This window comes from Neobacillus sp. D3-1R (assembly GCF_052180215.1).
GTDB lineage: Bacteria > Bacillota > Bacilli > Bacillales > Cytobacillaceae > Pseudoneobacillus.
In genome coordinates, this window is record NZ_CP197471.1 from 1278350 (window position 1) to 1298752 (window position 20403).

Here is a 20403-nt window from a genome sequence, read left to right on the forward strand (position 1 = left end):
TTTTTTGAAGATTTTCACTATCTTTGTGATGTAAATCATTATTAAAAATTTTTATTTATGTTTAAATAGAAAAAAGAATTAAATGGGGAGGATCTTGATGAGTAAAGAAGTACTACCGTCTTTACAAGAGGTTGGAAAAACAACTCTATCTAATAAAGCAGTCAACACTACACTACTTTCTGATATAAAAGAACTTTTTAAAGCGATTGTATTAATATCTAATGTTATTCCTGTTTTTAGTGGTTTTTGGTTAGCTCTGTATTTTAGCAATATTTCTATTACGGACCATTGGCAAGATTTATTTATAACTCTAGCAGGAAGTACTTTAGTAATGGCTGGAGCGCTACTTCTAAATAATTGGTACGATGTAGATATTGACACTGTAATGAAAAGAACACAAAAACGTCCTACGGTAACTGGTAACATTTCATTAAAGGTAGTCCTAACAATGGGAATATCCCTTAGCATACTTGGTTTAATTCTTTTACTGTTTACCACAATTGAGGCTACTTTTTATGCATTTGTCGGCTGGTTTACCTATGTTATTTTATATACAATGTGGTCTAAACGCAGATATACGCTTAATACTGTGATTGGAAGTATCTCAGGTGCAGTTACACCTTTAATTGGCTGGGCAGCAGTAGAACCAAAGCTTAATATTGTGCCAATCATCTTGTTTCTCATCTTATTTATTTGGCAAATGCCTCATACATTTGCAATAGCAATAAAAAAATATGATGAATATAAAGCTGCTAAGGTTGCTATGCTTCCTGTTGTATATGGATTTGAATTTACTAAACGTCAAGTTCTTATTTATAGTTTAGCTTTAATGCCATTACCATTTTTCTTATCATCGCTTGGAATAACGTTTCTAGTTATTGCGACAGCGTTAAACATTGGATGGATTGTATTAAGTATTAAAGGATTTTTCGCTAAAAATGATTACAATTGGGCTCATTTGATTTTCCTTTATTCAGTTAACTATATAACCATCATGTTTTTATTAATGGTTATTGTCACATTGCCATTTTTTAATTAGATATTTTCTTTAAAAATAAAAGATGCACAAGTAGTTTCATTCAAACTACTTGTGCATCTTTTTTATTTATGGCAACATTCACAAATTTGTCATTTTTAATTTTGTCTATTTTCGTGTAAAGCTATTTTTTGCAAAACATGTTAATAAGCTTATCAATAGTGATAATAACGCTATTTAAAGACAGCATACATTTATTATTTGGACCATTTATCTTTAAAACTCTACAAACAGTAATTTAAATCAACCATTTTATGTGATGCACTTCACATCATTGATAATTATTCGCAACTATTATGTAAGTATGAAATATCAAAGGGGGTTAAATTTCAATGGGAGCTTCAAAAGTAAATAAAGAGCAAGAGTCAAAAGTTGGAACATGGATCTCTGTAGGAGTAGTTGGAGCAGTCATACTTGTTACGTATTTTGTACTATTCGGGCTATTTATGGCTAGATATTAAGGGGGAAGAGAAATGAAGATGCATTTGGATGAAAAAATATGGCTTACCTTGAGCTTTGGTATGATCATGATTTTCATGTTAATTACTGGCTACCAAGGATTCGCCTTAGAAATGGGACCGCCAACAAATCAAGAAACGATAGATCCACAGAAAGTGGACCAAACCGCACCTTTTGATCAACCTGGAATCAAACAGGTTGGAGAAAACGAATATGAAGTGGTTATGACTTTACAAATTTTTAGCTTTAACCCTGGTAATATAGAAGTTCCTGCTGGATCAACCGTTCATTTTATTATGACTTCGAAGGATGTTGTTCACGGATTTGAAGTTGCGGGAACAAATCTGAATGCGATGGTAATGCCAGGACATATCACAAGAGCAACTCAAAAGTTTGATAAAGCTGGTAACTATTTAGTGCTATGTAATGAATATTGTGGTGCTGGACACCAAATGATGAGTACAACCATTACGGTTAAATAAAGGAGGGAAGTACAGTGGAATCAATTTTACATCAGAATGGTAAAACAAAATCCGTATTTAAAGAAAAAACAAATAAAGTATTGGGTGTAAATCCTCTAGATGCAAAAATAACGAAATTATATTTATCTGTTGCCTTTTTAGCATTACTACTTGGTGGATTATTAGGTTTATTACAAGGTTTAAATCGTGCTGGACTTCTGGAATTACCATCTTGGCTTAATTATTATCAGGTACTTACAGCACACGGTATCCTCTTAGTTGTTGTATTATCTGCATTCTTTACAATCGGTTACTTCTATGCTGGACTTTCCCATACACTGGGTGGTCTTCTTCCGAAAGTAAGAAAGATGGCGTGGATCGGCTTTTGGATGAAGATTTTCGGCTTTGTCTTAGCCGTAATTCCAATTTTAATGAATGAAGCTTCTGTTATGTATACTTTCTACCCGCCAATGGCAGCTCATCCTATGTTTTATTTCGGTCTTGTATTTATTGTATTAGGTGTTTGGATGCTGTCAATTGGGGCTTTTATCCAAGTGGCAAATTGGAGAAAGAATAATCGTGGGAAACATCTTCCTATTTTATCATTTTTTGCAACGGGTGTATTTATCTTATTAGTAGGTGCAACTGCTTTCGTTGCAGTTGAAGTGCTTTTCATGATTATTCCTTGGGTACTTGGATGGACCGATGGTATTAATGTTATGGTTGCTCGTACTCTATTCTGGGCTTTCGGACATACGGCAGTTAACATCTGGTATTTAACAGCTGTATCTGTATGGTATTGCATTATCCCGAAAATTATCGGTGGACACCGTTGGAATGATTTCTTAACACGTATGGTAGTTATTCCCTTAGTTATTATGAACATCACAGGTGGATTCCACCATCAGATTGTTGACCCTGCTATTTCACCTGAGATTAAGTTTATGCACGTCTTTATGAGTTTAGCAATCGGATTCCCTTCATTAATGACAGCATATGCTATGTTTAGAGTATTTGAAAAAACAGGAAGAGCAAAAGGCGGTAAAGGAGCACTTGGTTGGTTTAAGAAATTACCATGGGGGGATGTTCGATTCCTAGCTCCATTTATTGCAATGGCTGCCTTTATTCCAGCTGGTGCAGGTGGTATTGCTCAAACCACAAATCAATTAGATGGTGTCGTTCATAATACAATGTGGATTGTAGGACATTTTCACTTAACTTTAGGGATGTCAGTAGTTATGACATTCTTCGGAGTAAGCTATTGGTTAGTTCCACATATTTCAAATCGTATATTAACACCACAAATGAATAAAGTAGGGGTTGTTCAAACAATCACTTGGACAATTGGTATGATTATTATGTCTGGCGCTCAGCATACGGTTGGATTATTTGGAGCTCCACGCAGAACATCTTATTCAACCTATGGGGATCATGCAACAGCATTAGGCTGGGAGCCATATATGACGCTTTTAGGTATCGGAGCAACATTATTATTAATTGCAGTTATCATACAAGTTTACGCAGTATTTAATATGATGTTTTTTGCACCAAAGGGAGAAACAGAGTTCCCAATTGCTGAAGAAGAGGAAAATGCACCAAAAACTCCATATTGGACTGAGCGTTGGGGATTATGGGTTGTTCTTACGATTATTGTAATTGCAATGGCATATGTCGTACCGTTAACAGACATGATTGTTAATGCACCTCCAGGTTCACCTCCATTTAAAACTTGGTAATTCAGAAAAAAGAAGAGATAGCTCTAGGATGGGGCTATCTCTTTCTACTCTATTTTGTTTTAAAAACATTGTGGGAAGTGATCGTTAATGATCAAAAATCGAAGTAATACCATCGCATTATTAATCGTTTTCCTATTCGGTTTCATTTTATTTTATATAGGAACAGATGGATTCACTGCTTATACAGCTGAAAAGGCTAGAGTAAATAGACTAATAGATGTCCAGCCTAAGTTTCCAAAAGTTACGTTAGAGGATAGCAATGGACAAAAATATACTATTTCTGAGTTTAAGGATAAATTTGTATTAATTACATTTATGTATACATCGTGTGGAACGGTGTGTCCTCAATTAGAAAAAAACATGGGCCAGGTATACCATACTCTACCCAGTAAATATATAGGAAAAGACATTGTATTTCTTAGTATTAGCTTTGATCCAACTAGGGATGATCCAGCTCGACTTGATGTGTATAAAGATATGTTTAACAGTGATGGAAAAACGTGGAGAATGGCTAGAATCCCAAACCAAGCTGAACTAGATTCATTGTTAAATAAGTTTGGGGTAACCGTTATTCCAGATGGAAATGGAAACTTTGTTCATAATTCTGCATTTTACTTAGTCGATAAAAAAGGGACTTTAGTGGATGTCATGGATTATATGAAGCCAGCAGAAGCAAAGGATAAAATATTAGATATTCTTAAAGAAGAGGGGGAGTAGACTATGAATAAATCTTTTTATGGGCTACTGTTATTAATATTTTTAGTTATTCCTCCTGTAGCAAATTTTATGGAATCGGTGATGGCTATTCATATGCATATGCAAATGCCTATGTTGGTCATTGCGGGATTACTGATGGCTGATTTTTTTCAAAAACGCTTTCCGGGATTTTTTGAAAAATGGAATTCAAATGGATTACCTGGTATTATTTTATTTTCTATCATAATGGTTTATTGGATGTTGCCTCGATCCATGGATGAAGCACTGACAGTCACTACAGTAGAAATTTTCAAATTTATTAGTATCCCATTTTTAGCAGGTGTACCATTACGGGATAGTTGGAAAAAGCTTGGTTCAATTACAAAAAACACCGTTATTATTTTCTTCACTGTTTCATTTTTTCTTTTGGGTTGGCTTTATATAAAATCCCCTGTTCAGTTATGTAATAACTATCTACTAATTGACCAATTAACACTTGGCTGGGCATTTTTATTAACCGCTATTGGTATGGTAGTATATCTGTTATATATTTCTTTTGTTGACCCGACAGAATATGAAGGAGAAATAACCGAATAACCAAAGAAAACCACCAATTTTGGTGGTTTTTATGTTTATGGTCAAAAGAGAGCTTTAATTCCTTGGTATCCAAAATATAAACCAAAAACAATGAGTGAAGCCCCAGAGATAACAGAAATAGCCATAAGGCTTTTATAGTTTAAATACTTTCTAAATCCAGTTGTTAAAAATGCCATGAAGATATCCCAAATCGTTAAACCTAGAAATATCATACAGCTATAGATTATTAATAAGCCATTTCCATAGGATGAGGCTGTTTTAGCTAAAACGGAGCCGTATATCCCTAACCAAAATAAAATAGATAATGGACTAGTAATAGACATGATAAAACCAGTCATAAAGCATTTAAACAAGGATTCTTTTTCCCGGCTGTAATTTAAGGAAATAACATTAGATTTTAGAATACTCTCAACACCTGAATAAAGGAGGACAAATGAGCCGAAAATCCAAAGAAATATTTGCACTATAGGTATGTCCAAAAAACGAACAACCCCTAAAAATACTAGCAACATGAAAATAGCATCTGCAATCATGGAGCCAGCCCCTACAATCCACGCATGCCAGAAACCATTTTTAATCCCTTTATCAATTCGCGAAGAATTTACCGGTCCAATGGGAGCGGCTAGTGTTAACCCAAGGATTATATAACTCAAAAGCACATTAACATTCAAATTACCACTCCATCCTAAAATAGAAACTTGTACATTTTATGAACGAGCTTAAACAAATAAAACCCATTCATTTAAAAAAAGTCGAACAGTTTTGTGATTCAAAATTTGAGTTAAATTTTCAAATTATTTAGAATATAAATTAAAGGATAAAAAGGGGGCGAAAATATGAAAATATTAATTATTGGTGGTACAAGATTTTTAGGAAGATTTTTAGTGGAAGAGGGACTAAAAAGAAACCATGAAATCACTTTATTCAATAGAGGTACAAACAAAGAGGTTTTTCCAGATGTTGAACAAGTTTTCGGAGACCGGAATCAAATTCAGGATTTAGAGCAGCTTAAAGGTCGGAAATGGGATGCGGTTATTGATACATGTGGTTATTTACCTAAAACAATGGAGAAATCTGTCCAAGTTTTAGAAAATCAGGTTGATCAATATGTATTTATTTCAACGATTTCTGTCTATAAGGATTTTTCAAAAAAGAACTTTAATGAGGATGCAGAGACCCTAACTATGACAAAAGAGGAAGTGGAAGAGGTAACAAAGGGAAGTGATTCACCAGTTATGAGCCATTATGGGGAGCTAAAATCCTTATGTGAGCAAGTTCTTTTACAGGCAATTCCTTCTAAAAGCTTAATTATTCGTCCGGGATTAATCGTTGGGCCTTATGATAATTCTGACCGATTTACGTATTGGGTGAAACGAATTAATGAAGGAGGGCAAGTACTGGCTCCAGGTAACCCTGATAGAATGGTTCAATATATTGATGTAAGAGACTTGGCAAAGTGGACCATCCATATGGTTGAAAATAATCAAACAGGAGTATTTAACGCTACAGGAATAGATAACCATTTAACAATGAACTATTTACTTCAAGCAATTAAAAGAGGTTTAAGTTCCAATGCAGAATTTGTATGGGCAAATGATGATTTTCTTCTAGAAAATGAAGTCGGTCCTTGGATGGAAATGCCTCTTTGGATCCCGGATGCTAGACCGCTTTCAGACGGAAAAGATATGAGTGGAATGCTTGCTGCCAATACAGACCAAGCTATCTCAGCAGGATTGTCCTTTAGACCGGTAGAGGAGACTGCGACAGACACATTAAAATGGTATAAAGAGGTAAGGGGTTCGGCTGAAATGAGAGCAGGTATGGCCAAGGAAAAAGAAGATACACTGATACAAAAATTAGAATCCACACCGATAAAATAGAAAAAAAGACAAGACTAGCATTTATTGCTTGTCTTGTCTTTTTACTTTATTTAAACCATCCTTTTTTTCGAAACCAAATAAACATAACGGTACTTATGGTGAACATTAGTATTAAAATAACAAAATAGCCATACTTCCATGAAAGTTCAGGCATATGTTCAAAATTCATTCCGTATAATCCCGCAAGAAAAGATAAAGGCATGAAAATAGTGGTAATAATCGTTAACACCTTCATGACTCGGTTCGTTTCATGTGAATTTAATGAGAGGTAACTATCTCGAATATCGGTTGTTAATTCTCTGCTTGCCTCAATCATTTCCGACAATTTAAGTAAATGATCATGAATATCTGCAAAATATTCTTTTTTATGAACAATTGCCGTTAGTCGCTGCGAGTTGAGCATTCGATAGGCTAAATCTCTCATTGGCACAATGGTATGTCTTAATATTAGAAGATGATGGCGTGCATCGAACAATTGATTTAATAATACTTCCATTGATTTTTTATTTGATTCTTCATCAATATTATTTAATGCATCTTCAATTTGATATACCAGCGGAAAATAATTATCAACAATTTTGTCTAGAACATGATAAAAAACAAGGGATGGTGTCCAGTTTTTAGCAGATTTTGATACGAAAAAACGTTGCCAAACTTCCTCTAATTCTATTGATAGTTTTCGATGAAAGGAAACAACATAATTTTCCCCTAAAAAGAAGTCAACCTCTTCTTTTTCAAAAGTTTCTGGATTGATCGAATGAGTAACAAAAAATGAATAATCATCATAATAGTCCAATTTCGGTCTTTGTAGCGTATGTATGCAATCCTCTATAGCAAGATGGTGGAATTGAAAAGGGTCTTTTAATAAGTCAATTTCCTCGTCTGTAGGACGGTCAAAATCTACCCAAAACCATTTGTATTTTTCAGGGTGTAAATCATGAACATGTAGATCAGAAACGAGTTTTGAATCTTTCGTTACGGCGATGACTCTAATCATGTTTTTCTCCTTTTGAATAGCTCTTAAGATTATTAACTAGTTGTATATTAACATACCGAGTAATTTTGGAATAACAAAAAATGAGCAGAAAGAATAGGGTCCTTTCTGCTCACCTCTGAATTTACTTATAAATTAGGTTGTTTGCTTTTCTTTTCCTTCTGTTTGATTTAAATGACTATTACGACGTCCGTATAACATATATACAAATAACCCAATGACAAGCCAAACGAAGAATGAGATCCAAGTGGTAGCAGGTAATTGTAATGTTAAATAGCCACAGAATAAAACTGCCAGTAAGGGGATAACTGGTACAAAAGGAACTTTAAAAGCACGTTTTAAATTCGGTTGAGTTTTTCTTAATACTAAAACCCCTAATGAAACTACAATAAAGGCAAATAGTGTACCAATGTTTGTTAATTCAGCAAGCTTCCCTAATGGAATAACCCCAGCAAAAAACGCAACAATAATTGCCACTACCCAAGTATTTACAACTGGTGTATTAGTACGTTTATTAACTTTTGAAAAGGCTTTTGGTAATAATCCATCACGACTTATTGCATAGAATAAACGTGTTTGACCATACATCATAACTAGTAAAACAGTTGTAATTCCAGTAATGGCCCCTAATGAAATAAAACCAGCAACCCAATCTTGGTGGATATAGTTTAGGGCAAAAGCAACCGGATTTTTAACATTTAGTTCAGTGTAAGGAACAATTCCAGTTAAAATAGCTGATACGACAATATAAAGAATCGTACAAACAGCTAATGACGCTATAATCCCAATCGGCATATTGCGTTTAGGATTTTTTACTTCCTCTGCGGCTGTTGAAACGGCATCAAAACCAATATAAGCGAAAAATACAGTTGCTGCTCCAACTGCTACCCCATCAAAACCAAAAGGCATAAATGGAGTCCAGTTTGCAGGTTTAACATACCAAGCTCCTACTCCAATAAATAAAAAGACTACCGCTAATTTAATTATAACCATGATCGTATTGAATCGAGCTGACTTCTTAACACCTTGTGTTAGTAAAAACATGATGAATAACACAATAAGTATAGCTGGAATATCCACATAGGTTCCGGCGGATGGATTATAGGCGCTTGTTATAGCCTTCGGTAGATAAATTCCAAACCCACCTAGTAACCCTTGGAAATAACCAGACCAACCAGCAGCGACAGCTGATGAAGCAACCCCATATTCAAGAATTAAATCCCATCCTAATATCCAAGCAATGAGTTCTCCAAAGGTAGCATAGCTATAAGTATAAGCACTTCCAGAAACAGGAACAGATGAAGCGAATTCAGCATAACAAAGTGCTGCAAAAACGCAGGCAAGTCCAGATAATATAAAGGAGATAATAAGTGCAGGACCGGCATGTTGGCTAGCGGCTACTCCAGTCAAAACGAAAATTCCAGTACCGATTATAGCTCCAATGCCTAACATAGTAAGGTCAAAAGCACCGAGATCTTTCTTTAACGTTAATCCTTTATTTTCGGATTCTTGCAGTAAAGCGGAAATTGATTTTTTACGAAATAAGCTCATATAAAAATTCCTCACAGTTGAAAATTTTGTCGAAAGTTGTATTTGAATAATACACTGAGCAGAATTTTTTGTAAATAACAAAAATTCACTTTAGTCTATTTGGTTACATTTACTAAAAATTATTCGAAATTATAAAATATTGATATATAAACTAGATATAATAAGGGTATTTATTTATTTTATCTTATATCGAAAAAATGATAAGTTATATTAGTATGAACTATAAGAAATGGATTAAAACTATTTCGAAATAACGAATAGCGTAAGTGTATCTATATTTATCCACTTGGTATTTCCTTTCGCTACTTCTTTACTATATAATTTAGACGTTAGTTAACAAAATTACATAGATCTCAATTAAAATGAAACAATGGTTATAGAGAAGAGGATTTTAATGAGAATAAATAAATATATTGCTGAAACTGGCTTTTGCTCTAGAAGGGAAACTGACCGATTAATTGAAGCAAAAAGAGTGACTATTAATGGAACGATATGCGAATTAGGAAGTCAAGTTGAACCTGGAGATGAAGTACTAATTGACGGTAAACCTATAAAGTCAAAACCAAAACCAATATACATTGCATTAAATAAGCCTGTAGGAATTACTTGTACATCTGAAAAACAAGTAAAAGGGAATATTATTGATTTTGTCAATCATCCACAGCGAGTTTTTCCAATTGGTCGATTAGATAAAGATTCCCAGGGATTAATTTTACTGACGAACGATGGAGATATTGTGAATAGGATACTCCGTGCAGAGAATAATCATGAAAAAGAATACATTGTAACAGTAGACAAACCTTATAACCAACATTTTATAAGAGGGATGTCAAATGGAGTGGAAATATTAGGCGAAATAACAAAGCGTTGTGAAGTAACAAGAATTAGTGACCGTGTTTTTAGAATTGTTTTAACCCAGGGGTTAAATCGCCAAATTCGACGGATGTGTAAAGCTTTTGGATATAGAGTAACAAAGCTTGAACGAATTCGAATCATGAATATTAAATTAGGTAGTTTAGAAATAGGTCAGTGGAGAGATTTATCTGAAAAGGAAAAAAATGAACTTTTCTCTCTTTTAAATTATCAAGTAAATAATTAACAAACTGAGTGGCCAGAAAGTTTTGGCCACTTCTTTTTTGATGAAATTTTCGTTGACAAACAACTTGTCTTTTTTTCTAAAAAAAGGTTGTACTTGTCTATCCTTCTGAATAAGTTTTCTTAGAGATGTTTTTTTCAGAAGGGAGCAAAGGTGAGTGAGTGTTTTTCTGAGTTACATATTATTAGGATTATCCCTAGCTGCTCCAATCGGTCCTGTTAATGCAGCTCAATTGGACAAGGGGATAAAGTTTGGTTTTTGGCATTCCTGGTTTGTAGGGATTGGGGCATTTGTAGCAGATGGAATCTATATGATTGCTGTTTACATAGGAGTAGTGAATTTTATAGAAACTCCATTTATGCAGACTTTTCTTTGGTTATTCGGCTGTTTTGTTCTTATTTATACTGGTGTTGAAAGTTTACTAAATGCGCAACCAAAGACTTCAAGTTCAAATAGAACGAAAGTTCCGTTATACCAGTCATTTTTGAATGGCTTTTTCATTTCAATATCAAACCCACTTACGATCTTATTTTGGTTAGGAATTTATGGTTCAGTTCTAGCTAAAACAGTAGCATCTTATAATCACCAACAATTGTTAACGTATAGCTTAGCAATATTTATTGGATTATTTATTTGGGATATTACAATGGCAATCATTTCTAGCAGTTTTAAAAAGGTTTTTACAAATCAAATGATTTTCCTCATATCATTACTATCTGGATTATCACTGATAGGTTTTGGAGTTTATTTTGGATATCAGGCAATAAAGGTTTTATTTTATCTTAAATTTGTTAATGGAACGCATGTAGAGTTACTAAGCATTTTTTAACTCATGCGTTCTTTTTTCTTAAATTTTATCTTGATTTTATAGCTTGGACTAGATAAAATGAAATTCCTAATCCATCATTTTTTTTGATTGTAAAAGGAACCTTTTTATTGAAAAGAAGTTGACTTCTGTGAAATGGGATGTTAATATATTTCTTGTCCCAAAGTTCCTATTCGCAGGTTACCTTAAAATAATTTGTTGAAATGGTAGACACATTATATGCGCCCGTAGCTCAATTGGATAGAGCGTCTGACTACGGATCAGAAGGTTATGGGTTCGACTCCTTTCGGGCGCGCCATATTATCGGGAAGTAGCTCAGCTTGGTAGAGCACTTGGTTTGGGACCAAGGGGTCGCAGGTTCGAATCCTGTCTTCCCGACCATGAATTTAATTATTAAAATTATGGCGGTGTAGCTCAGCTGGCTAGAGCGTACGGTTCATACCCGTAAGGTCGGGGGTTCGATCCCCTCCGCCGCTACTTTGATTTAATATGGAGGAATACCCAAGTCCGGCTGAAGGGATCGGTCTTGAAAACCGACAGGCGGGTTAAACCGCGCGGGGGTTCGAATCCCTCTTCCTCCGCCATATTTTTTTAAAATATGGACAAAATAAGTTTATATCATAATAAGATGGCGGTCGTGGCGAAGTGGTTAACGCACCAGATTGTGGCTCTGGCACTCGGGGGTTCGATTCCCCTCGATCGCCCCATTAATTAACATTTGAACTTAATGTTTGGATATGTTAAGATAGGAATACAATAAAATATTATATTAATTATGCGGGTGTAGTTTAATGGTAAAACCTCAGCCTTCCAAGCTGATGTCGTGGGTTCGATTCCCATCACCCGCTTTTATTTATTACTCATTTATTCGCAGAAGTTGACTTAAACGAATAAAAGTGATAAAATAATTTTTGTTAGAACATACAAAACTGGAGAGAATCGCGCAAATCTTGTATTTGTGAGGAAAGTCCGTACTCGCACAGACTGAGATGTCTGTAGTGTTCGTGTCTAGCGAAACCGTAAGCTAGAGCAGCCTTAAATGGTTGACGGCAAGGAAAACACCTAAGTTCAATTGAATATGGTGTGAATACTTTGAAAGTGCCACAGTGACGTAGCTTCGATGGAAACATTGAAGGTGGAACGAGGTAAACCCCACGAGCGAGCAACCCAAACGATGGTAGGGGAAGTGTCTAAAGGGAAATAGAACCTAAGGACACCATAGTAAATATACTATGAGATAGATGATTCTCCATATAGTGCAAGGATATTTTCCGTTTGCAGCACTTTGTGAACAGAATACGGCTTACAAAAGTTTTGTATGAAATAACATATTAATGGAGTGGTACTCAAGAGGCTGAAGAGGCGCCCCTGCTAAGGGTGTAGGTCGGGCAACCGGCGCGAGGGTTCAAATCCCTCCCACTCCGCCATAAAATCGATGGGCTATAGCCAAGCGGTAAGGCAACGGACTTTGACTCCGTCATGCGTTGGTTCAAATCCAGCTAGCCCAGTTAAAGATCCAACGTTAAAGCTATGAACAGGTCAGGGCAGGAATGCAGCAGCCATAAATAGCCAAGACGTGTGGGTCTTTTATTTATATCATAGTGAATCTGATTTTTCTAAAAAGTATGTTATAATAATTAGGATGAAAAAAGATTTGGGGATGATTCCAATGAAATTGAACGCTAAATCAGCTTTTTCAAAGTGGTTGTTGGATCAAGGTAAAGCAGAAGGAACGATCAACACATACTTAGAGGTTGTTAACAAACTACAATTGTGGTTAGAAAATCATGGATTGTCGTTTGATGACCTTAATGAAGAGCAAATACAATCTTATATTTCTTTTTTAGAAAAAGATAAAAGCCCCAGTACTGTGGAAAAACATTTTGCTGCCTTGAGCGTTTTCTCAAAATTTCTTGGAAACCCTAAAATTATGGCGAATATTGTTCGAAAGGTTAAAGATCAAAAGTTCGAGACACCGAGCGGTCTTGATTTAACCGAACAGACTATCCTTTTAAAAGAAGTAGAAATGGACGGTAATTTACGTAATGTTGCCATGATGTATTTGCTTTTACACACAGGAATAAGAGTATCGGAATTATGTAATCTGAATATTACTGATATAGAGTTAAATGAAAATAAATCAAAAATATTCATTCGGAACAACAATAATGGAGAAATAGAACGTGTCATACCACTCTCAAAAGAAGCAAAGAAACATGTATGTTCCTATTTAAGTACTCTTGATAAATTAGATTGTAAAGTACCTTTATTTACTTCATCTAATAAGAGACGAATTACCACAAGAGCTGTTCAATATATATTAAAAAAGTATGAGGTAAATCCTCATAAGCTAAGACATACCTTTTGTTATCGTCTTATAAATAATGGGGTAGACTTAGGTACGGTTTCAAAGTTAGCAGGTCATAAGGATATTAATATTACAAAACGCTATCTTAAAGATGTAGAGTTAAATTTGTCTGAGGCGATTGATAAAACTTTTTCATAGAAGTAAAGATCTTTATTATATACGAAACACTAGGGTAGGTTGTTAAGGTGTTGTTGAGGTAGCTTGTTACGACAAGCTGCCTTTTATTTATTTAAATTAGATTTAGAGATGCAAGCCCATTTTGCCTATAGTTATTCGCACATTTCTTCACTATTGAATAGGATATATAGAAATTTGAGAAGGAGGTTGTTCATATGTCAGGTGCAGTTGGTTTTGGTGGAGGATTTGCATTACTAGTTGTATTGTTTATTCTTCTAATTATTATTGGGGCTTCATGGATTTGCTAATTTATAAATGATATTTGAAAAAGCTTAAGGAGTGAGAGTATGTACGGATACGGTTATGGATGCTGTAACCCATGTGGATATGGCTATGGAGTAGGCTTTGGCTATGGAGGATTTGCCTTAATCGTTGTTCTATTCATTCTTTTAATTATTGTTGGAGCAGCTTGCTTTAACTTCTAGTGTGAAGGAGCACCAAACCCGGTACTTTATTGTACTGGGTTTTACTTATAATGTATGGAACTCCATAAAAGAATATCTTGTAAAAATTTGATTAATACTACTTTTAAGGAATATTTATAGTCATTAGTCGGTATGAATCAATATAGGTACAAGAAAAATCTTTTTTTTGGAGGGCTATAATGCAAAAAAAATCTAAGGTAGTTACATTTTTATTATGGTTTTTCTTAGGTGTTATTGGGGCCCATCGTTTTTATTTAGGTGATATTGGTCTTGGAATTGCTATCCTTTTGTTGGGATGGCTTACATTTGGGATATGGCCATTTATCGATGGGATATATTGTTTAGTCAAACGTGTTGATGTAATAAATGGAGAGGCTTAATGGGGAACTCGGTGAAAACCGAGTTTTTTTTATTTATTAGGGCTGTTTTCGTATAGAATGTGATTCTGGTAAAAATCCCAAAAGCCGGATTTTTACAGTTTTTCTTAATAAGGGAGCAACTCTTTTCTTGATTTTAAAAAGATTTTTATCACCCTATATTGCGAAATCTCTCTTTTTTAATTACAAAAGCAACAAAGTTTTAGAAAAGAGCCTTTAGTAAATAAACCCATCTTTTCCATGGAATAATTTTGGGGTGGAACTTGACTTTTAGGCATGTTAGGCTAGTATATGTTGTTGATTATTAAACATAAATGGAGGTTGATAGCATGAAAAAGCTAGTCTTTATCTTCCTAATCACCCTTCTATCCATTTCCCTTCCGCATTCCATGGATATTTTTGCAGAGACAACTGATCAAACTCAAATCTATACGGTTAGAGAAGGAGAAACTTATTTTCAAATTGCTTTAAAATTTGGTGTTTCTGAGCTCGAATTGATGGAATTAAATCCAACAAATAAGAAGAAGCTTCAAATGGGTGATAGATTGTTAGTACCAGAAAGTATCTCTAAGAAGGAAGAAGAATTACTTGCAAGACTTGTTCATGCAGAAGCAAAAGGAGAATCTTTCGCAGGAAAAGTCGCAGTTGCTTCAGTAGTATTAAATAGAGTTGATCACAAAGAATTTCCGAATACTGTTAAAGAGGTTATTTATCAAGATGGACAATTTCAGCCAGTTGATAATGGAGCTATAAAAGAGTCTGCAGGAGAAATGGATAAAAAAGCTGTAAAAACAGCGTTAGCATTAAAAGACCAGGGTGACGGGGCATTATTCTTTTATAACCCTGATATTTCTGAGAATCAATGGCAATTATCACGAACAGTGACAAATGTGATTGGTAATCATCAATTCTCTAAGTAAAGAGACCCTCTTATAAAACTAAAGGGTCTCTTTTTCTTGGTCTTTCCAAGCTTTGAATTTATCAAGGTCTGATGCGATTTGTTTTAAAGTAAAACCTATTACGGCTGCATCATCCAAGATACCAAGGCCTACAAGGAAATCGGGGATAATATCAATCGGAGAAACGAAATATAAAATGGTAGCAATAATCATTACAATCGATCCTTTTGGTACCTTCTTGTAATCCCCTTTTCTCCATGCCGTAACTAAATCAAAAAGTAGATGTAGTCTGTCCCATACCTCATGTAATGCATTCTTTTTGTCAGCTGCCTTTTTAGTAGCTTTATGGATGAGTTCTTTTGTTTTCTCTGGTTGTTCGATATAATCTTTTGCAGCTGTTTCGTATTTTTTATAACCCTCTTCATATTTCTTATCATCCATACTTAACACCTCTTTTCCTATAGTATGAAGAAAGAACCTGCAAAATATGTCTTTTTACCGCTTTAAAGCAATGGGGGTCAGACCCCCATTGCTTTAAAGCGGTGGTGTGTGATAGGCGGAATGGCAGGCACCTTTTTGAAAACATTGGATATGAATAAATTGTGGATTGCAAAGTAAGGAAGAGAAAGATAAGATTGAATTTATGAGTGTTAAATATGAAGGGATTAAAGAAAGGATTTTCAGATATGGTAAAAAAGTTACAAGATGAAGTTTTATCGCGGAGAACATTTGCGATTATTTCCCATCCCGATGCAGGTAAAACAACTTTAACAGAGAAGTTATTACTATTTGGAGGGGCAATTCGCGATGCAGGTACCGTAAAAGCTAAAAAAACCGGTAAATTTGCTACTAGTGACTGGATGGAAATTGAAAAACAACGTGGGATTTCCGTTACATCCAGTGTCATGCAATTTGAATATGATGGTTTTCGTGTAAACATTCTAGATACCCCTGGGCACCAAGATTTTTCTGAAGACACGTATCGGACGTTAACAGCTGTTGATAGTGCGGTTATGATTATTGACTCTGCCAAAGGGATTGAGGAACAAACATTAAAACTTTTTAAAGTTTGTCGTATGCGAGGAATCCCAATTTTCACCTTTATAAATAAATTAGATCGTCAAGGGAAAGCCCCACTTGAGCTATTAGCTGAATTAGAAGAGGTAATGGGGATTGAGTCATATCCAATGAACTGGCCAATTGGTATGGGAAAAGAGTTTTTAGGAATATATGATCGTTTCTATAATCGTATCGAACAATTCCGTGTCGGGGAAGACCAAAGATTTGTTCCATTAAATGAAGATGGAGAAATAGAAGGAGATCATGCTTTAAAAGTTACTGGTCTGTATGATCAAACGTTAGAAGAAATTATGCTTCTTAACGAAGCTGGAAATGAATTCTCTCCTGAACGTGTGAGAGATGGATCTATTACACCTGTCTTTTTTGGTAGTGCATTAACTAATTTTGGTGTACAAACGTTTTTAGAAACGTATTTAAAATTTGCTCCATTTCCACAGCCAAGAAATTCAACAGTTGGGGAAATCAATCCTCTCTCTGAAGATTTTTCAGGGTTCATTTTTAAGATTCAAGCTAATATGAATCCAGCACATCGTGACCGAATAGCCTTCCTGCGTATTTGTTCTGGTAAGTTTGAACGAGGGATGACTGTAAATATTCCGAGGACAGGAAAGCAGTTAAAGCTATCTCAATCAACTCAATTTATGGCGGATGATAGATCGACTGTCGATGAAGCGGTGAGCGGTGATATTATCGGACTATATGATACTGGTACTTATCAAATTGGAGATACCTTAACGGTAGGAAAAAATCAATTCCAATTTGAACGTTTACCACAATTTACGCCTGAACTTTTTGTGCGAGTAAGTGCCAAAAACGTAATGAAACAAAAGCACTTTCAAAAAGGGATTCAACAGTTAGTACAAGAAGGTGCGATTCAGTTATTTAAAACGGTCAAAACAGATGATTATTATCTAGGCGCTGTTGGTCAGCTTCAATTTGAAGTATTTGAGCACCGTATGAAAAATGAATATAACACGGAAGTTATTATGGAACGTTTAGGCTCAAAAATTACAAGATGGTTAGAAGGAGATTCAGTTGAAGAAAACCTTTCTAGCTCCCGCAGTATTTTAGTAAAAGATCGTTTTGATAAGTATGCTTTCTTGTTTGAAAATGAGTTTGCTTTAAGATGGTTCCAAGATAAAAACCCAGAAGTGAAATTATATAATCCAATGGATCAACACGAATAAAATTAGAAGCGATTCTCTTTAAAAGGAGAATCGCTTTTTCATAATAATAAAGATAATTCATTAGAACGATGGTAGAATTAGGATTACTTGTTATTCGAAATTAATAAAAGGGGATATATGATTTTACTATGTTAAATGCATTTATTCATGGATTCATACTGGCTTTTGGACTAATCCTTCCATTAGGCGTGCAAAATGTTTTTGTATTTAATCAAGGGGCTACACAACCTAGTTTTATTAGGGCAATACCGGTTGTTCTAACGGCTGCCATTTGTGATACAATTCTTATTTCGGTTGCTGTTCTTGGAATATCTGTTATCATCTTAGGTTTATCTTGGATAAAAACGATTTTAATCTTAGTGGGTGTTGTTTTTTTACTAGTTATGGGTTTTTCAACTTGGAATACAAAACTTAAAAAAGATGAAACAGAGTCTGAGGTATTTTCCGCAAAAAAACAGATACTGTTTGCAGCCTCCGTATCTTTGTTAAATCCTCATGCTATTCTTGATACTATTGGAGTCATTGGGACATCATCGATTACTTATACTGGATCTGAAAAATGGATATTTACACTATCTTGTATACTTGTTTCGTGGTTATGGTTTTTTGGTCTTTCATTAGTAGGGAAAATGGTTGGAAAAATAGATTCATCTGGTTACCTCATCAAGATATTAAATAAAGTTTCTGCCATTATAATGTGGGGGACAGCTGCAGTTCTCATTCTATCCTTGCTTTAACAAATTAACGCGCCGGGGGTCAGACCCCCGGCGCGTTAATTTGTTAAAGTGGTTAGATTTTTCTAAAGATTCAATCTACAGTTTGACGATTTCTGTTTTATCCAATTAAAATATAAATAAATGCATTTTAATAAAGGGTGATGAAATGGAAACAAAAAGTTATTTTTTTACGGGATTTCCAGGCTTTATTTGTAATCAGCTAATTCGAGAGGTTTGGAAAACGAACCCTGCTGACAAATTAATTGTTCTCGTAGTTCCGTCTATGATAGAAAAAGCAGAAAAGGAAAGAGAAAGGTTTCTTAATGAATTTAATCTTAGTTCAGATCGATTTCAAATTGTTCAAGGTGATATCACAGACCCGTTAATCTTTAAAATAAGTGAAAATGAAAAAGAGCAACTTTCTAAAGATATTACACATGTTTTTCACTTAGCAGCTATTTATGATTTAGCTGTTCCGAAAGACATTGCATATCTTGTAAATGTCAAAGGAACGGACTATCTAAATCAATGGGTAAAACAATTACCAAGTCTTGAACGATACACCTATTTTAGTACTGCATATGTTGCAGGGTTAAGAGAGGGAATCTTATATGAAAATGAATTAGTAAAACCGGAAAAATTTAAGAATTTTTACGAAGAAACTAAATATGAGGCAGAATTACTTGTGGATGATTTGAAAAAAGATATACCTGTTACGATTATTAGACCTGGTATTGTAAAAGGCCATACACAAACAGGAGAAACCATTAAATTTGATGGTCCTTATTTTATTTTACATTTCTTTAATCGACTAAGATTCTTACCTATTATTCCTTACCTCGGAACTAGTAATGCCGTTATTAATTTAGTACCAATTGATTATATTTTAAAAGCAACCACTTATTTAAGTTTTAGTCCAAAGGGGAAAGGGAAAACTTATCATCTTACTGACCCAAACCCGTACCCTGTTACTCAAATATATAAACTTTTAATGAATGAGCTTCTTGAAAAAACACCTAAGGGGATTTTACCTTTAAATATTGCTAAGTTTTTCTTGCAATTTAAAACCGTTCAAAAAATATTAAGGGTTGAAAGAGAAGCATTGGACTATTTCGAGTGGAAAGGCAAGTTTGACTGTTCTAATGCCCAACAGGACTTAGAGGATTCAGGAATAAGTTGTCCTGATTTTAAAGAAGGATTAAAAGCAATGGTATTGTTTTATGAAAAAAATAAAAATAGACCAGAGTATCAAATTAAAATATAATACTGCTTTACAATTAAAGATAGAATTCGTCATTTCTTGAGATAAAAATGCCAACAAATTGGAATAATAATAATAAAAATATCCTTTCTAAGATGTGGGCGAATTTATGAAAAAATTGACGAAGATCGAAGCGATTTTATGGAGTGTAGCACTTCCGGGATTTGGGCAATTATTGGTGGGTCAGTATTTTAAAGGTGCAATATTTGTCTTCCTAGAATTTTTAGTAAATATTAAAAGTAGATTTAACTCAGCCATTATGTATAGTTTTCTATGGGAGATTGATAAAGCTACCGAAGTAACCGACTATCAATGGCTAATGTTTTATCCATGCTTATATATGTTTGCTATGTGGGATTCTTATAGACATGCCATGCCAGAAGGAGAAAGGTTAGCTTTTTTTCCCTTTGTTTTTGCAGCATATTTTTTAACGGTGGGATTAATGTACTCACCCAAAATGGAGATATTTAATATAAAATTTGGTCCGGTTTTTCTGCCAATGTTCTTTTTTCTGCCATTAGGTTTATTGGTCGGTTATTTAATCCGAATGTTTGTTTTAAAGTTTAGCTCACTTCGATAAT

The 20403-nt window shown here is 34.5% G+C and carries 22 protein-coding genes, 8 tRNA genes and 2 other RNA genes; 28 read left to right on the forward strand and 4 right to left on the reverse strand.

Annotation, left to right across the window (positions count from 1 at the left end; all coding sequences use genetic code 11):
• The first annotated feature begins 97 nt into the window (after positions 1 to 97).
• The 6 genes from cyoE (at position 98) to ACSBPO_RS06465 (ending at position 4985) form a co-directional block, all read left to right on the forward strand.
• Entirely contained in the window at positions 98 to 1039 is a 942-nt protein-coding gene (cyoE, locus tag ACSBPO_RS06440) for a heme o synthase (protein WP_442599237.1), read from the forward strand.
• Between the two features lie 329 nt (positions 1040 to 1368).
• Positions 1369 to 1497, forward strand: coding sequence for a cytochrome c oxidase subunit 2A (locus ACSBPO_RS06445; protein ID WP_442599238.1), 129 nt, complete (start codon positions 1369 to 1371; stop codon positions 1495 to 1497).
• Between the two features lie 12 nt (positions 1498 to 1509).
• Positions 1510 to 1977 carry a cytochrome c oxidase subunit II gene (locus ACSBPO_RS06450; protein ID WP_442599239.1) on the forward strand — a complete coding sequence of 156 codons (468 nt, stop codon included), beginning with the start codon at positions 1510 to 1512 and terminating at the stop codon, positions 1975 to 1977.
• A gap of 14 nt (positions 1978 to 1991) precedes the next feature.
• Entirely contained in the window at positions 1992 to 3692 is a 1701-nt protein-coding gene (locus tag ACSBPO_RS06455) for a cbb3-type cytochrome c oxidase subunit I (protein ID WP_442599240.1), read from the forward strand.
• Between the two features lie 87 nt (positions 3693 to 3779).
• Positions 3780 to 4409, forward strand: a complete 630-nt coding sequence (locus tag ACSBPO_RS06460; protein ID WP_442599241.1) for an SCO family protein — start codon at positions 3780 to 3782, stop codon at positions 4407 to 4409.
• A gap of 3 nt (positions 4410 to 4412) precedes the next feature.
• A complete protein-coding gene (locus ACSBPO_RS06465) occupies positions 4413 to 4985 on the forward strand; it encodes a hypothetical protein (protein ID WP_442599242.1) in 573 nt (190 codons plus the stop codon).
• 41 nt (positions 4986 to 5026) lie between these two features.
• Here the strand turns inward: ACSBPO_RS06465 and ACSBPO_RS06470 are convergent, their stop codons facing one another.
• Positions 5027 to 5656: a LysE family transporter gene (locus tag ACSBPO_RS06470; protein ID WP_442599243.1), complete on the reverse strand. Its 630-nt coding sequence runs from the start codon at positions 5654 to 5656 to the stop codon at positions 5027 to 5029.
• A 165-nt stretch (positions 5657 to 5821) separates the two neighbouring features.
• On the opposite strand from ACSBPO_RS06470, the gene ACSBPO_RS06475 reads away from it, so the two are divergent.
• Positions 5822 to 6865 carry an SDR family oxidoreductase gene (locus tag ACSBPO_RS06475; protein WP_442599244.1) on the forward strand — a complete coding sequence of 348 codons (1044 nt, stop codon included), beginning with the start codon at positions 5822 to 5824 and terminating at the stop codon, positions 6863 to 6865.
• Between the two features lie 46 nt (positions 6866 to 6911).
• Here the strand turns inward: ACSBPO_RS06475 and corA are convergent, their stop codons facing one another.
• Positions 6912 to 7862, reverse strand: coding sequence for a magnesium/cobalt transporter CorA (gene corA / locus ACSBPO_RS06480; RefSeq protein ID WP_442599245.1), 951 nt, complete (start codon positions 7860 to 7862; stop codon positions 6912 to 6914).
• Positions 7863 to 7994: 132 nt separating this feature from the next.
• Positions 7995 to 9410 carry an amino acid permease gene (locus ACSBPO_RS06485; protein ID WP_442599246.1) on the reverse strand — a complete coding sequence of 472 codons (1416 nt, stop codon included), beginning with the start codon at positions 9408 to 9410 and terminating at the stop codon, positions 7995 to 7997.
• 394 nt (positions 9411 to 9804) lie between these two features.
• Between ACSBPO_RS06485 and rluF the strand changes: the two genes are divergently transcribed.
• The 17 genes from rluF (at position 9805) to ACSBPO_RS06570 (ending at position 15599) form a co-directional block, all read left to right on the forward strand.
• Entirely contained in the window at positions 9805 to 10509 is a 705-nt protein-coding gene (gene rluF / locus ACSBPO_RS06490) for a 23S rRNA pseudouridine(2604) synthase RluF (RefSeq protein ID WP_442599247.1), read from the forward strand.
• 154 nt (positions 10510 to 10663) lie between these two features.
• On the forward strand, positions 10664 to 11335 hold the full coding sequence (locus tag ACSBPO_RS06495) for a LysE family transporter (protein ID WP_442599248.1): 672 nt from the start codon (positions 10664 to 10666) through the stop codon (positions 11333 to 11335).
• Positions 11336 to 11553: 218 nt separating this feature from the next.
• Positions 11554 to 11630, forward strand: a tRNA-Arg gene (locus ACSBPO_RS06500).
• Positions 11631 to 11636: 6 nt separating this feature from the next.
• Positions 11637 to 11713: transfer RNA gene (locus ACSBPO_RS06505), tRNA-Pro, on the forward strand.
• Positions 11714 to 11735: 22 nt separating this feature from the next.
• Positions 11736 to 11809 (forward strand) — tRNA-Met (locus tag ACSBPO_RS06510).
• Between the two features lie 14 nt (positions 11810 to 11823).
• Positions 11824 to 11916: transfer RNA gene (locus ACSBPO_RS06515), tRNA-Ser, on the forward strand.
• A 47-nt stretch (positions 11917 to 11963) separates the two neighbouring features.
• Positions 11964 to 12039 (forward strand) — tRNA-His (locus ACSBPO_RS06520).
• Between the two features lie 70 nt (positions 12040 to 12109).
• A tRNA-Gly gene (locus ACSBPO_RS06525) sits at positions 12110 to 12180 on the forward strand.
• A 79-nt stretch (positions 12181 to 12259) separates the two neighbouring features.
• Positions 12260 to 12643, forward strand: an RNA gene (gene rnpB / locus ACSBPO_RS06530) — RNase P RNA component class B.
• A 25-nt stretch (positions 12644 to 12668) separates the two neighbouring features.
• Positions 12669 to 12759: transfer RNA gene (locus ACSBPO_RS06535), tRNA-Ser, on the forward strand.
• Positions 12760 to 12768: 9 nt separating this feature from the next.
• Positions 12769 to 12840 (forward strand) — tRNA-Gln (locus ACSBPO_RS06540).
• An RNA gene (gene ffs / locus ACSBPO_RS06545) (signal recognition particle sRNA small type) lies at positions 12836 to 12931 on the forward strand. The genes ACSBPO_RS06540 and ffs overlap by 5 nt, the downstream gene beginning before the upstream one ends.
• A gap of 70 nt (positions 12932 to 13001) precedes the next feature.
• Positions 13002 to 13838, forward strand: a complete 837-nt coding sequence (locus ACSBPO_RS06550; RefSeq protein ID WP_442599249.1) for a tyrosine-type recombinase/integrase — start codon at positions 13002 to 13004, stop codon at positions 13836 to 13838.
• Between the two features lie 194 nt (positions 13839 to 14032).
• The gene (locus ACSBPO_RS06555) at positions 14033 to 14125 is read left to right on the forward strand and encodes a YjcZ family sporulation protein (protein ID WP_442599250.1); all 93 of its coding nucleotides are present in this window, start codon (positions 14033 to 14035) and stop codon (positions 14123 to 14125) included.
• Between the two features lie 39 nt (positions 14126 to 14164).
• Positions 14165 to 14302: a YjcZ family sporulation protein gene (locus ACSBPO_RS06560; protein WP_442599251.1), complete on the forward strand. Its 138-nt coding sequence runs from the start codon at positions 14165 to 14167 to the stop codon at positions 14300 to 14302.
• Between the two features lie 179 nt (positions 14303 to 14481).
• Positions 14482 to 14682 (forward strand): TM2 domain-containing protein, encoded by a 201-nt coding sequence (locus tag ACSBPO_RS06565; protein WP_442599252.1) that lies wholly within the window; start codon positions 14482 to 14484, stop codon positions 14680 to 14682.
• 326 nt (positions 14683 to 15008) lie between these two features.
• Positions 15009 to 15599 carry a cell wall hydrolase gene (locus ACSBPO_RS06570; protein WP_442599253.1) on the forward strand — a complete coding sequence of 197 codons (591 nt, stop codon included), beginning with the start codon at positions 15009 to 15011 and terminating at the stop codon, positions 15597 to 15599.
• A gap of 18 nt (positions 15600 to 15617) precedes the next feature.
• Here the strand turns inward: ACSBPO_RS06570 and ACSBPO_RS06575 are convergent, their stop codons facing one another.
• Complete coding sequence (locus tag ACSBPO_RS06575) at positions 15618 to 16019, reverse strand: YkvA family protein (protein WP_442599254.1); 402 nt, start codon at positions 16017 to 16019, stop codon at positions 15618 to 15620.
• A gap of 245 nt (positions 16020 to 16264) precedes the next feature.
• Between ACSBPO_RS06575 and ACSBPO_RS06580 the strand changes: the two genes are divergently transcribed.
• From ACSBPO_RS06580 to ACSBPO_RS06595, 4 genes are all read left to right on the forward strand, one after another.
• Complete coding sequence (locus ACSBPO_RS06580; RefSeq protein WP_442600324.1) at positions 16265 to 17845, forward strand: peptide chain release factor 3; 1581 nt, start codon at positions 16265 to 16267, stop codon at positions 17843 to 17845.
• A 128-nt stretch (positions 17846 to 17973) separates the two neighbouring features.
• Positions 17974 to 18582, forward strand: coding sequence for a LysE/ArgO family amino acid transporter (locus ACSBPO_RS06585; RefSeq protein WP_442599255.1), 609 nt, complete (start codon positions 17974 to 17976; stop codon positions 18580 to 18582).
• Between the two features lie 145 nt (positions 18583 to 18727).
• Positions 18728 to 19825 (forward strand): SDR family oxidoreductase, encoded by a 1098-nt coding sequence (locus ACSBPO_RS06590; RefSeq protein ID WP_442599256.1) that lies wholly within the window; start codon positions 18728 to 18730, stop codon positions 19823 to 19825.
• 106 nt (positions 19826 to 19931) lie between these two features.
• On the forward strand, positions 19932 to 20402 hold the full coding sequence (locus ACSBPO_RS06595; RefSeq protein WP_442599257.1) for a hypothetical protein: 471 nt from the start codon (positions 19932 to 19934) through the stop codon (positions 20400 to 20402).
• Position 20403: the final 1 nt, after the last annotated feature.

Bases quoted from the DNA above. Each gene is read 5' to 3' on its own strand.
- cyoE (WP_442599237.1), top strand. From the start codon at position 98: ATGAGTAAAGAAGTACTACCGTCTTTACAAGAGGTTGGAAAAACAACT.
- ACSBPO_RS06445 (WP_442599238.1), top strand. From the start codon at position 1,369: ATGGGAGCTTCAAAAGTAAATAAAGAGCAAGAGTCAAAAGTTGGAACA.
- ACSBPO_RS06450 (WP_442599239.1), top strand. From the start codon at position 1,510: ATGAAGATGCATTTGGATGAAAAAATATGGCTTACCTTGAGCTTTGGT.
- ACSBPO_RS06460 (WP_442599241.1), top strand. From the start codon at position 3,780: ATGATCAAAAATCGAAGTAATACCATCGCATTATTAATCGTTTTCCTA.
- ACSBPO_RS06465 (WP_442599242.1), top strand. From the start codon at position 4,413: ATGAATAAATCTTTTTATGGGCTACTGTTATTAATATTTTTAGTTATT.
- ACSBPO_RS06475 (WP_442599244.1), top strand. From the start codon at position 5,822: ATGAAAATATTAATTATTGGTGGTACAAGATTTTTAGGAAGATTTTTA.
- corA (WP_442599245.1), bottom strand. From the start codon at position 7,862: ATGATTAGAGTCATCGCCGTAACGAAAGATTCAAAACTCGTTTCTGAT.
- ACSBPO_RS06485 (WP_442599246.1), bottom strand. From the start codon at position 9,410: ATGAGCTTATTTCGTAAAAAATCAATTTCCGCTTTACTGCAAGAATCC.
- rluF (WP_442599247.1), top strand. From the start codon at position 9,805: ATGAGAATAAATAAATATATTGCTGAAACTGGCTTTTGCTCTAGAAGG.
- ACSBPO_RS06550 (WP_442599249.1), top strand. From the start codon at position 13,002: ATGAAATTGAACGCTAAATCAGCTTTTTCAAAGTGGTTGTTGGATCAA.
- ACSBPO_RS06555 (WP_442599250.1), top strand. From the start codon at position 14,033: ATGTCAGGTGCAGTTGGTTTTGGTGGAGGATTTGCATTACTAGTTGTA.
- ACSBPO_RS06560 (WP_442599251.1), top strand. From the start codon at position 14,165: ATGTACGGATACGGTTATGGATGCTGTAACCCATGTGGATATGGCTAT.
- ACSBPO_RS06565 (WP_442599252.1), top strand. From the start codon at position 14,482: ATGCAAAAAAAATCTAAGGTAGTTACATTTTTATTATGGTTTTTCTTA.
- ACSBPO_RS06570 (WP_442599253.1), top strand. From the start codon at position 15,009: ATGAAAAAGCTAGTCTTTATCTTCCTAATCACCCTTCTATCCATTTCC.
- ACSBPO_RS06575 (WP_442599254.1), bottom strand. From the start codon at position 16,019: ATGGATGATAAGAAATATGAAGAGGGTTATAAAAAATACGAAACAGCT.
- ACSBPO_RS06580 (WP_442600324.1), top strand. From the start codon at position 16,265: ATGGTAAAAAAGTTACAAGATGAAGTTTTATCGCGGAGAACATTTGCG.
- ACSBPO_RS06585 (WP_442599255.1), top strand. From the start codon at position 17,974: ATGTTAAATGCATTTATTCATGGATTCATACTGGCTTTTGGACTAATC.
- ACSBPO_RS06590 (WP_442599256.1), top strand. From the start codon at position 18,728: ATGGAAACAAAAAGTTATTTTTTTACGGGATTTCCAGGCTTTATTTGT.
- ACSBPO_RS06595 (WP_442599257.1), top strand. From the start codon at position 19,932: ATGAAAAAATTGACGAAGATCGAAGCGATTTTATGGAGTGTAGCACTT.